This is a genomic window from Pseudomonas protegens, from assembly GCF_013407925.2.
Lineage (GTDB): Bacteria > Pseudomonadota > Gammaproteobacteria > Pseudomonadales > Pseudomonadaceae > Aquipseudomonas > Aquipseudomonas fluorescens_AP.
The window spans coordinates 3,947,783-3,959,587 of sequence record NZ_CP060201.1; the positions used below are offsets into that span (position 1 = coordinate 3,947,783).

Annotated in this window: 6 protein-coding genes and 1 tRNA gene; 1 reads left to right on the forward strand and 6 read right to left on the reverse strand. The window is 63.3% G+C overall.

Translation table 11 applies throughout. The annotated features are described in order from the left end of the window. Positions 1-39: 39 nt before the first annotated feature. The 3 genes from GGI48_RS18285 to GGI48_RS18295 form a co-directional block, all read right to left on the reverse strand. Positions 40-834 (reverse strand): carbon-nitrogen hydrolase family protein, encoded by a 795-nt coding sequence (locus tag GGI48_RS18285; protein WP_016967963.1) that lies wholly within the window; start codon positions 832-834, stop codon positions 40-42. A gap of 99 nt (positions 835-933) precedes the next feature. Next, positions 934-2,616: a flavin monoamine oxidase family protein gene (locus GGI48_RS18290; protein WP_016967961.1), complete on the reverse strand. Its 1,683-nt coding sequence runs from the start codon at positions 2,614-2,616 to the stop codon at positions 934-936. A gap of 175 nt (positions 2,617-2,791) precedes the next feature. Continuing rightward, positions 2,792-3,253, reverse strand: coding sequence for an Lrp/AsnC family transcriptional regulator (locus GGI48_RS18295; RefSeq protein WP_011063845.1), 462 nt, complete (start codon positions 3,251-3,253; stop codon positions 2,792-2,794). Positions 3,254-3,459: 206 nt separating this feature from the next. On the opposite strand from GGI48_RS18295, the gene GGI48_RS18300 reads away from it, so the two are divergent. Then, positions 3,460-5,835 (forward strand): glucose/quinate/shikimate family membrane-bound PQQ-dependent dehydrogenase, encoded by a 2,376-nt coding sequence (locus GGI48_RS18300; protein WP_179599489.1) that lies wholly within the window; start codon positions 3,460-3,462, stop codon positions 5,833-5,835. 175 nt (positions 5,836-6,010) lie between these two features. Here GGI48_RS18300 and GGI48_RS18305 read toward each other — a convergent pair. The 3 genes from GGI48_RS18305 to rpoD form a co-directional block, all read right to left on the reverse strand. Next, positions 6,011-6,087: transfer RNA gene (locus tag GGI48_RS18305), tRNA-Ile, on the reverse strand. A 15-nt stretch (positions 6,088-6,102) separates the two neighbouring features. Next, the gene (locus tag GGI48_RS18310; protein WP_179599491.1) at positions 6,103-9,846 is read right to left on the reverse strand and encodes an EAL domain-containing protein; all 3,744 of its coding nucleotides are present in this window, start codon (positions 9,844-9,846) and stop codon (positions 6,103-6,105) included. A 111-nt stretch (positions 9,847-9,957) separates the two neighbouring features. Continuing rightward, positions 9,958-11,805, reverse strand: a complete 1,848-nt coding sequence (gene rpoD, locus GGI48_RS18315; protein ID WP_016967955.1) for an RNA polymerase sigma factor RpoD — start codon at positions 11,803-11,805, stop codon at positions 9,958-9,960.

The window sequence follows — 11,805 nt, forward strand, 5'->3', positions numbered from 1 at the left end:
CAGAACAGAGAAGCGCCCATGCTAGCGGATATGGGCGGATCAGCGCTTGCTCAGGTCGTCGTACAGCTCGGGGCGACGATCGGCCAGGTAGCGGTTCAGTGCCTGGGATTCGTTCATCAATTGGCGGTCCAGGGTGCCGATGATCAGGGCCTCGTCCAGCCCGGCCAGGGCGATCCGGCTGCCGTCGGGGGCGGCGATCGAGCTTTGCCCGCAATAGCGGATCTGCTCTTCCCGGCCACAGTAGTTGGCGTAGGCCACGTAGCACTGGTTCTCGAAGGCCCGGGCGCGAATCGTCACATCGGCGACGAAGTCGTAGGGAATCATGTTCGCCGTCGGCACCAGGATCAGCTCGGCGCCGGCCAGGGCCAGGCGTCGGGCATTCTCCGGGAATTCGATGTCGTAGCAGATCAGGAAGCCCAGCTTCCAGCCGTTGAGCTCCACCAGCGGGAAGTCGTCCGCACCGGCGCTGAACATCGAGTGATCGAGGTCACCGAACAGGTGGGTCTTGCGGTAGTTGCACAGGCGCTGGCCCTGGGCGTCGATCAACTGCACGGCGTTGTAGATCTGGCCGTCGCTGCCGCGTTCCGGGTAGCCGTAGAGGATTGCCGTACCCGCCGCCTGGGCGATGGCGGCGATACGCTGGGCCGAAGGGCCATCCTGGGCCTCGGCCAGGGCGCTGACCGCCTCGAGGCCGATGTTGTAGCCGCTGAGAAACATCTCCGGCAGCACCAGCAGATCGGCATCCGTGGCCTCCATGGCCACCCGGTGCAGGCGTTGCAGATTACCGGCCACATCCAGTGGCGCGGGCGGGCACTGGTACAAGGCGACATGCATGGTCTTCACTCCTCTGACTGGCTGGCCGGCCACTGTAGCGGCTGGCGCGGGCGGCGATAAGCCCCCGCCCGGAGCTTGCCGCCTGGCGTGGCCCGTTGCTCAATCGGCCAGGGCAATCGGCCCGATCTCATGGAACACGTCGCCCGGTCCCGGGTTCTCGGGATGGGTGGCGCCGCCGAAGTGCTTCATGATTCCCCACACGGCGTTGAGCGAGGTCTGCACCGCGCCCTCGACCCAGGCCGGGGTCCAGGACACATCGTCACCCGCAATGAAGATGCCGCGCTGCTCGGCCGGCATGTCGTCCTGCATGAAGTGCGCATACATGCGCTGGTTGTAGCGGTAGTGGCCCGGCAGCGCGCCCTTGAAGGCACCGAGGAAGTGCGGATCGGCTTCCCAGGACACGGTGATCGGATCGCCGATGATGCGGCTGGCGATATCCACCTTGGGGTAGATCTTCTTCAACGCGTCCAGTGCCAGCTTCACGCGTTTTTCCACCGGTTGCGGGAGCATCTTCAGGGCGTCGCTCATCCACGAGTAGGACAGGCAGATCACCCCCGGCTTGTCGTCGCCGTTGTCGAACAGGTAGGTGCCACGGGTCAGGCGGTCGGTGAGGGTCATGCTCATCAGGTCGCGGCCGGTTTCCGGGTCCTTGTCCTTCCAGAATGGCCGGTCGACCATGACGAAGGTCTTCGACGACTGCATGTAGCGGGTACGGTCCAGGGCCATCCACATCTTTTGCGAGAACAGCGATTCCTCGCATTCGATCTGGGTGGTCAGCAGCCAGCTCTGGCAGGTGGTCAGTACCGCCGCGTATTCCCGGGTATCGCCCCAGTTGTCGGTGACGCTGAAGCGGCCGTCGGCGGCCCGGGCAATGCGCTTGACTCCGGTGCGTGGCGCGCCATGGTGCAGCGAGCTGAGGCTGGTGCCAGCCGGCCAGTGGGCGCAACGCTCCGGCACGTGGCGCCAGATGCCCAGGGGCACCTGCTCGACGCCGCCGACCACCAGGTGCTGGTGATCGTCGCAGTTGGTCATCACCACGCGGAAGATTTCCAGCATCGAGTTGGGGAAATCCGAGTCCCAGCCGCCGGTGCCGAAACCCACCTGGCCGAACACCTCACGATGGTGGAACGACAGTTTGGCAAAGGCCTTGGAGGTGGCGACGAAGTCGTAGAAGGTGCGGTCGTCCCACAGCGGCACCAGGGTGTTCCACAACTCCTTGAGGCGCGGCACGTCGCGATCGCGAATGGCTTGCTGGATCTCGCTGAAGCGCGAGCCGTCCTCCAGGGCGTCGGCCCAGGCGTCGGCGACTTCCTGGAACAAGGCCGGCAGGTCGGCGAGTTTCTGGGCGTAGTGGGTCTGGCCTTCCAGATCGATGACCGTGCTGCCCGACGCCGGGGTCAGCGGGTTGGGGAAGGGCTTGGTCTCAAGGCCGAGCTTGTCGACGTAGTGATAGAAGGCCGTGGACGACACCGGAAAGCGCATGCCGCCCAGCTCGGCGATGATTCCTTCGGCGCCTTCGAAGGCCTGGGAGCGCAGGCGGCCACCCATTTTCGACGCTTCATAGACCACCGGCTTGAGGCCCAGCTTCATCAACTCATAGGCAGCCACCAGCCCGGCAATACCGGCGCCGACGATGGCCACTTCGGTGCCGTGCTGGGCTTGGGGGATGCTGCCCAGGCCGGCGGGATGCTCGATCCAGTCGTCGAAGGCGAAAGGGAAATCCGGGCCGAAGATGGTGATCGGCTTTTTACCGTCTGCAGGATGGCGATTGTTCTTGTTCATGGCTGACCTTGGCGGGCGGCTCAGCAGAGCGCTGAGTATAGGAAAAGATGGCAGCCATTCTAGAGAGGGAGAAACACGTAAATAAGACGCAAACTGTCGTCGTTATGCATTGTTATTTATCAATCTGACGAATAGATGATTCAGATTGACGATGGAACACTTCGACTGCGCTGCTTCAGAGCGCATGCCCGCGATCGATCTTGCTGCTGAGGATGATCGAGGTGGTGGTCTTTTCCACGCCGTCGACGCTGCCGATCTGGTCCAGCAACTGGTCCAGCTGTTCCGGCGAGTCGGTGCGCAGCCAGGCCACGTAATCGAACTCCCCGCTCACCGCGCACAGTTGCTGGACCTGAGCCATGCCACTCAAGCGGCGCAATACTTCCTTGCCGGAGCGCGGCTGGACCTTGATCCCCACATACGCCTGCAAGCCGCCGTCGACCACCCTCTGGCCCAGGCGCACGCCATAGCCGGTGATGACCCGGGTCTTTTCCAGGCGCGCCAGGCGCGAAGTCACGGTGGTGCGGGCGATCCCCAACTGCCGGGCGAGCATGGCCACGCTTTCGCGGGCATTGATCTGCAGGGCGGCGATCAGCTGACGGTCGACTTCATCAAGAACAGGAGGGCGGCTATCGGACAAGGGGGGCTCCAGCACGGCTATCGAGGGAGCGAGCATGTTACAGCCTCGGGCAAACCCTGGCTGCTGCTGCCGATTGTCTGTTCGGATCGGGGGCCGATCTTTGGCGATCGGGACTTTTTTTGAAACAAATAGCCTGCGACAAGTTGTCATAAGTAACTGGTTAGTACATTCTCGCCGTCTGGTTTTACAGATGGCAGAGGTTTGACATGAAAAACACGGGGGCTGCCACCGGCAGCCGATGGCTCCTGGCGGGGCTGGGCATTCTGATTGCCCTGATCGGGCTCGGCCTGGCGGGGGGCGGTGGCTATCTCCTGAGCCTGGGAGGCAGCGCCTATTTCCTGTTGATGGGCCTGGCGATGCTGGTGTCCGGCGTGCTGATCGCCCGGGCGGATCCCCGTGGCGCAAGGCTGTACGGCGTGGTCCTGGTGCTGACCGCGATCTGGGCGGTCTGGGATGCGGGCCTGGAATACTGGCCGCTGGTTTCGCGGGTGCTGACTTTTGCCGTGATCGGCCTGGTGGTGGCACTGATCTACCCGACCCTGGTGCGTGCCTCCGGTGCCCGCCCCGGGCGTGGGGCCTATGGGCTGGCGGGGCTGCTGGGGGTTGGCGTCGTGGCGACCCTGGCCTACATGTTCGTGCCGACCCACCTGGTCAAGGCGGACAAGGTGCCGGCGATCCAGCCCGTGGCGCCGGGCACTGAACAGAAAGACTGGGCCCACTGGGGCAACACCACGGCGGGCAACCGCTTTGCCGCCCTGGACCAGATCAACAAGGGCAACATCGGCCAACTGCAAGTGGCCTGGACCTTCCGCACCGGCGACCTGCCCGAAAGCAACGGCGCTGGCGCCGAAGACCAGAACACCCCGCTGCAGATCGGCGATACCGTCTACACCTGCACCGCCTACGGCAAGGTGTTCGCCCTGGACGCCGACACCGGCGCCGAACGCTGGAAGTTCGACCCGCAAGGCTACGCGCCCAACTGGCAGCGCTGCCGTGGCTTGGGCTATTTCGACGCCTCGGCGGCCCCGGTCAGCCAGTCCTCGACGCCTGCCGCCGCCCCTGCGGCGTGCACCAGGCGCCTGTTCCTGCCGACCGGCGATGCCCGCCTGATTGCGCTCGATGCTGAAACCGGCAAGCCCTGTGAAGACTTCGGCCACCAGGGCACGGTCGATCTGAAAACCGACATGGGCGAGATCAAGCCGGGCTATTACCAGCAGACTTCGACGCCCCTGGTGGCGGGCACCGTGGTTATCGTCGGCGGCCGGGTGGCGGATAACTTCTCCACGGGCGAACCGCCGGGCGTGGTGCGCGCCTTCGATGTGCGCAGTGGTGAACTGATGTGGGCCTGGGACCCGGGCAATCCGGCCACCACCAAGCGTCCACCCGCGGGGCAAACCTATACCCGTGGCACCCCGAACGTCTGGTCGGCGATGTCCTATGACGCCAAGCTGGGCCTGGTGTACCTGCCCACCGGCAACGCCACGCCGGATTTCTTCGGCGGTCAGCGCAGCGAGTTCGATGACCAGTGGAGCTCCTCGGTTGTCGCCCTCGACGTGAAGACCGGTCAGGTGCGCTGGCACTTCCAGACCACCCACCACGACCTCTGGGATTTCGACCTGCCGGCACAGCCGCTGCTGTATGACATTCCGGACGACAAGGGCGGCGTGCAACCGGCGTTGGCCCAGGTCACCAAACAGGGCGAGATCTTCCTGCTCTACCGCGAGACCGGCAAGCCGATTGCCCGGGTCGAAGAGCGTCCGGTGCCTCAGGGCAATGTCCCGGGTGAGCGTTATTCGCCAACCCAGCCGTTCTCGGTGGAAATGCCGTCGATCGGCAACCAGACGTTGACCGAGTCCGACATGTGGGGCGCGACCCCGTTTGATCAGCTGATGTGCCGCATCCAGTTCAAGGGCATGCGCCATGAGGGCGTGTACACCCCGCCTGGCCTGGATCACGCACTGCAGTTCCCCGGCTCCCTGGGTGGCATGAACTGGGGCAGCGTGTCGGTGGATCCGACCAGCCACTACATGTTCGTCAACGACATGCGCCTGGGCCTGGCCAACTACATGATCCCCCGGGATCAGATTGGCGCCGGTGCCAGCGGCATCGAAATGGGCGTGGTGCCCCAGGACGGCACGCCGTTCGGTGCCATGCGTCAGCGCTTCCTCTCGGCGGCCGGTATTCCTTGTCAGAAACCGCCGTTCGGCACGATGTCGGCCATCGACCTGAAGACCCGCAAATTGATGTGGCAGGTGCCGGTGGGCACCGTGCAGGACACCGGCCCGCTGGGGATTCGCATGCACCTGCCAATCCCGATTGGCATGCCGACTCTGGGCGCGTCCCTGGCGACCCAGTCCGGCCTGCTGTTCTTCGCCGGCACCCAGGACTTCTACCTGCGGGCGTTCGATACCGGCAACGGTAATGAAGTCTGGAAAGCGCGCCTGCCCGTGGGTAGCCAGTCGGGCCCGATGACCTATGTCTCGCCCAAGACGGGCCGCCAGTACATCCTGCTCACCGCAGGCGGTGCGCGGCAGTCGCCGGATCGCGGCGACTATGTGATCGCCTACGCGCTGCCCAAGTAGAAGCAGCGTTTCGACAGCCTGAAAGAGCCGCGCAATGCGCGGCTTTTTCATGGTCGCGCGTCAGGCGTTGCGACTTTGAGTGGGCCTGAAACAGGCCGTGTGAAGCGGGGCCCACCCGGTTGCCGGGCAAAACCTGCGGGCACAAAAAAGCCGCAACATGGCGCGGCTTTGAAGATGGTGGGCCCACACGGACTTGAACCGTGGACCAAAGGATTATGAGTCCTCTGCTCTAACCAACTGAGCTATAGGCCCTCAGTAGGCCGCGGATTATAGCGATGGTTTCTCGGCTGTGCTATCCGAAAAATCGGAAACCCGGATCTGCAGGAAGGTCTCGCAGAACTCCTCGGCCTCCAGCGGCAGGCTGACGATGTAGCCCTGGATCTGCTCGCAGCCTTCCTGGGCGAGGAAGCTCTGCTGGTCGTGGTTTTCCACCCCTTCGGCGATCACGGTGAATTGCATGCTGCGACCCAGGGCGATGATGGCGCGGACAATCGCCACGTCATGGGGGTCGTCCGGCAGGCCGCGAACGAAGGATTGGTCGATCTTGAGGAAATCCAGGGGCAGGCGCTTGAGGTAGCTCAGGGACGAATAGCCGGTGCCGAAGTCGTCGATGGCCAGTTGCACCCCCAGGCGCTTGAGCTGGTGCAGCACCTCCAGGGCTTCTTCGGCCTGGCTCATGATGAAGTTCTCGGTGATCTCCAGCTGCAGCAATCCGGGTTGCAGGTCGTAGTCGCGCAGCAGCTGTTCGATGCGGCCCAAGAGATTGGGCTGGCGCAGCTGAGCGCCGGCCAGGTTCACCGACAGCGGTCCGAAGTGCTCGTAGTGCCGGTTCCAGGCATGCAGGTGCTGGCAGGCCTGTTCCAGGACCCAGTCGCCGATCAGCAGGATCATGCCGTTTTCTTCGGCCAGGGGAATGAAGTGCTCGGGCGGGACATCGCCGAAGGTGGGGTGGTGCCAGCGGATCAGCGCTTCGGCGCCCACCAGTTCCTGGTTGCTGAGGCTGATCTTGGGTTGGAAGAACAACGACAGCTCATCGCGCTCGATGGCCCGGCGCAGCTCGTGTTCCAGGGCCACCCGCTCGCTGGCCTGGGCGGTCAGGTCGCGGGTGTAGCGTTCGACGCGGTTGCGGCCCTTGGCCTTGGAACGGTACATGGCGGCGTCGGCGTTCTTGATCAGGGTGGCGACGTCGCAACCGTCCTTGGGGTAGAGGCTGGTGCCGATGCTGGCGCTGATGAAGAACTCGTGTTCACCGGCCTGGAACGGCGCGGTGAAGCAGTTCAGCAACTTGGTGGCGATGTGGTCGGCATCGCTGGCCTGGTGCAGCCCGGGCAGCAGGATGATGAATTCGTCCCCGCCCAGGCGAGCCACGGTGTCGATGTCGCGTAGCTGTTCCTTGAGGCGCACGGCGATGCCCTTGAGCAGCAGGTCGCCCACCGGGTGGCCGAGGCTGTCGTTGATGTGCTTGAAGCGATCCAGATCGAGGAACAGCACCGCGCCCTGGCCGCCGCTGTCCTGCTGGCCGTTGAGCGCGGCCAGCAGGCGGCTTTCGAACAGTGTGCGATTGGGCAGGCCGGTCAGGGGGTCATGGTGGGCCTGGTAGTCGAGCCGTGCCTGGGCGTGCTTGAGGCTGGAGATATCGGCGAACACCGCGACGAAATGGGTGATCTGCCGTTCCTTGTTGCGCACGGCGTTGATGGTCAGCCAGTTGGGGTAGAGCTCGCCGTTCTTGCGACGGTTGGAGATCTCGCCTTGCCAGTGGCCTTCCAGGGTCAGTTGATGCCACATCGCGGCGTAGAAGGCGCTGTCGTGCAGTCCCGATGCCAGCAGGCGCGGGGTCTGGCCCAGGGTTTCACTTTCGCTGTAGCCGGTGATTTCGCTGAAGGCCCGATTGACCGCACTGATGCGCTGCTGGGTATCGGTGATCATCACGCCCTCGGCGGTGCTTTCAAACACCGTGGCGGCCTGTTGCAGTTTTTCCTGCATTTGCTGGCGATCGGTAATGTCCCGGGCGATGGTCAGCATGCAGTCTTCATCGCCGATGGGCAGCGGCCGGCTGGACAACTCGCAAAGGCGGATCTGGCCATCGTTGCGGCGGATGTGGCAACGGAAGTCACGGACAAACCCGTCGCGTTGCAGCAGGTCGAGCATCTGTTTGCGTTCGTTGAGGTTGACCCAGATCCCCAGCTCCAGGGTCGAGCGGTCCAGTGACACGGCGCTATTGAAACCGGTGATGCGGCTGAAACCCTCGTTGACCTCGATCAGCAGGCCATCGCGCTGGCGGCTCAGCAGCAGTCCGTCCGGGGAGGCGTGGAACGCTTTGGCGAATTTCTCTTCGGAGGTTTGCAGTTGCTGCTGGGTTTCCTTGAGCTGGCTGATGTCGCGCACCACCACCACCAGCGCCGGGGTGGTGTCGAGGTCAAAGGGTTCGGCGGAGATCAGCCCGGTGAACAACTGGCCACTGTGGCGGCGAAAGGGCATCTCCAGGTTGCGGATGCTGCCGGCCTGCAAACGCTGCAAGAGGCTGGGACCGACCCCAGGAATGCCCCAGATGTTCAGCTCGGTGGCGGTCTGGCCGATGACCGTTTCGGCACTCAGGCCGATCTGTTCCTCGAAGGCCTTGTTGACCTCCAGCAGGCAGCCGTCGGACAGGCGTGCGATGACCAGGATGTCCGGACACTGCTGGAACACCGAAGCGAACTTCTGCTCGGACAGGCGTAGCGCTTCTTCGGTGTGCTTGGCTTCGCTGATGTCGATCATCAGCCCGCGCATCACCGGTTCCTGGCCGTGCTCGATCAGGCTGACGATGTCGCGTACCCAGAGACAGCGGCCGTCGGCGGTGATCACCCGGTAGTCGAGGCTGTGGTCGCGCCCGGCCTGGACTTCGTGGTCGCAGAACGCCTGGGCCCGGGTCAGGTCGGCGGGGTGGATGATGTTGCGCCAGAACCCGGGAACCAGCCAGTGCGCCAGGGGATAGCCCAGTAGCGCTTCGGCGTGGGGCGAGACGTAGCTGTAGGTGAAGTCGCTGACGCGTGCTTCCCAGGCGATGGCCGACAGGCTCTCCACCAGGCTGCGATAGTGGTATTCGCTGCTGCGCAGTTCCTGTTCCAGGGCCACCCTGCGGGAGATTTCTGAACTCAGGCGGCGGTTGATACGGATCACCACCGCCAGCACGGTGACCAGCAAGAGAAGCCCGGGCAGCCCGTAGAGCAGCACGTCGGACCAGAAGGTCCGGTGGTCGAGCACGCTGCCGACCCAGTGTTGTTGAATCGCGCTGATTTCATCGGGGCTGAGGTCGGCCAGGACCTTGTCGAGAATGCCCACCAGGATCTTGCTGTCCCGCGGGACGCCCATCGCCAGCTGGTAGCGATAAGGTGTTTCGCCGCTGACATACAGGCCCTCGAGCTTGAGCTGGCGCAGGCTCCAGACACTGGAGGCCAGATCACCGACCACGGCATCCACTTCATCGGTGGCCAGGGCCTGCAGTGCGGAACTGATATTGGGCAGGGCGACCAGGTTCAGGTCCGGGTGATGGGTGCGCAGCAGTTCGTGGGGGGCGTAGTTTTCCACCACGGCCACTTTCAGGCCGTAAAGGTCCTGAAGGCTGCGCGGCTGGGCGCCGCCGCTGTGGGCCAGGATGACGATGGGAAAATCAAGGTAGGGGCGGGTGAACGCCATGTAGCTTTGGCGTTCCGGGGTCGACATGATCCCGGGCAGCAGGTCCAGCTTGCCTTGCTTGGCATCTTCGAGCACTTCGGTCCAGCTGGCGGGCTCGATGGGCGTCAGGCTCACTGACAGGCGTTCCTGGATCAGGTGGATGTAGTCCGCTGCAAGGCCCTGGTAGCGACCCTCTTCGTCTCGATATTCGAACGGCGGCCATGAAGCATCCACCCCCAGGCGCAGTTGCGGGTGAGCCTTGAGCCAGCCACGTTCTTCATCGGTGAGCGTCAGTGCGCCAGCCGTTGCCGTCCAGGTAAGCAGCGCCAGCAGTAGCATGGCCGACAGTCTGGGCATAACCGTCTCGTTATGGCACGGGGAATGTTTCGAGTGTAGACGGGCTAGGCAGCGAGGGAGAGTGAGGACCTGCAAAAAGCAAAACCCCCAGCTGGGCTGGGGGTCTTGGGCTTACTCGTCGAGGAAGGAGCGCAGATGCTCGCTTCGCGTCGGGTGGCGCAGCTTGCGCAGCGCCTTGGCTTCGATCTGACGAATCCGTTCACGGGTCACGTCGAACTGCTTACCAACCTCCTCGAGGGTGTGGTCGGTATTCATGTCGATGCCGAAGCGCATGCGCAGGACCTTGGCTTCACGGGCAGTGAGGCCGGAGAGTACTTCGCGGGTCGCTTCTTTCAGGCTCTCAACGGTGGCCACATCGATTGGCGACTGCATGGTCGAGTCTTCGATGAAGTCGCCCAGATGGGAGTCTTCGTCATCACCGATTGGGGTTTCCATGGAGATCGGCTCTTTGGCGATCTTCAATACCTTGCGGATCTTGTCCTCAGGCATTTCCATGCGTTCGCCCAGCTCTTCCGGGGTCGGTTCACGACCCATTTCCTGCAACATCTGCCGGGAAATGCGGTTGAGCTTGTTGATCGTCTCGATCATGTGCACCGGAATACGGATGGTGCGGGCCTGGTCGGCGATCGAGCGAGTGATCGCCTGACGGATCCACCAGGTGGCATAGGTCGAGAACTTGTAGCCGCGACGGTATTCGAACTTGTCCACCGCTTTCATCAAGCCGATGTTGCCTTCCTGGATCAGATCGAGGAACTGCAGGCCACGGTTGGTGTACTTCTTGGCGATGGAGATCACCAGACGCAGGTTGGCCTCAACCATCTCTTTCTTCGCGCGGCGGGCCTTGGCCTCACCGATCGACATGCGACGGTTGATGTCCTTGATCTCGGCGATCTTCAAGCCGGTCTCGACTTCAAGAGCGGTCAGCTTCTGCTGGCAACGGATGATGTCCGGCTGCAGGCGGGCAATGGCTTCGGCGTATTTGGTCTTGCCTTTGGCCAGGGCGTCGGTCCAGCTTTCATCCACTTCGTTGCCCGGGAACTGGCGCAGGAAGTCGGCACGCGGCATGCGGGCATCACGCACGCAGAGCTGCATGATGGCGCGTTCTTGCTGACGCAGGCGATCCAGGGCACTGCGTACACGTTCAACCAGGCCTTCGAATTGCTTCGGAACCAGTTTGATCGGCATGAACAATTCGGCCAGGGCCAGCATTTCGGCGATGGCTTGCTTGTTCTCGCGGCCGTGCTTCTTCAGCGCCTTGCGGGTGATCTCCATCTGATCGGCGACGGCGCCAAAGCGCTGTGCGGCGATAACAGGATCGGGACCGCTTTCGGCTTCTTCTTCGTCTTCGGTCGCTTCAGCTTCTTCGTCGTCGCTGTCGTCGTCCGCTTTCGCGGTCTTGGTGTCGACAGGCGGCGGCACTTCGGCGGCAGGCGGCGTAATGCCGTCGTCCGGATCGATGTACCCGCTGAGAACGTCAGACAGGCGGCCACCTTCGGTGGTGACGCGAGTGTATTCGGCGAGGATGTGATCCACCGTGCCAGGGAAGTGCGCGATTGCGCCCATCACTTCACGGATGCCCTCTTCGATACGCTTGGCGATTTCGATTTCGCCTTCACGTGTGAGCAGCTCTACCGTGCCCATTTCGCGCATGTACATGCGCACTGGGTCGGTAGTGCGACCAATGTCGGTTTCCACAGCCGCCAACGCTGCGGCGGCTTCTTCAGCTGCTGCTTCGTCGGTGTCGGCTTCGGCCAACAAAAGGGCATCCGCATCCGGAGCACTCTCGAATACGTTGATCCCCATGTCGTTGATCATGCGGATGATGTCTTCCACCTGTTCCGGATCTGAAATATCCTCCGGCAGGTGGTCGTTGACCTCCGCGTAAGTCAGGTAACCCTGCTCACGTCCACGGCTGATCAACTCTTTGAGGCGAGACTGCTGTTGCGCTTTTCCGGACAT

What these genes read in the sequence shown, in the direction of transcription:
- GGI48_RS18285 (WP_016967963.1), bottom strand. Translation starts at nt 834, where the DNA reads ATGCATGTCGCCTTGTACCAGTGCCCGCCCGCGCCACTGGATGTGGCC.
- GGI48_RS18310 (WP_179599491.1), bottom strand. Translation starts at nt 9,846, where the DNA reads ATGCCCAGACTGTCGGCCATGCTACTGCTGGCGCTGCTTACCTGGACG.
- rpoD (WP_016967955.1), bottom strand. Translation starts at nt 11,805, where the DNA reads ATGTCCGGAAAAGCGCAACAGCAGTCTCGCCTCAAAGAGTTGATCAGC.
- GGI48_RS18300 (WP_179599489.1), top strand. Translation starts at nt 3,460, where the DNA reads ATGAAAAACACGGGGGCTGCCACCGGCAGCCGATGGCTCCTGGCGGGG.
- GGI48_RS18290 (WP_016967961.1), bottom strand. Translation starts at nt 2,616, where the DNA reads ATGAACAAGAACAATCGCCATCCTGCAGACGGTAAAAAGCCGATCACC.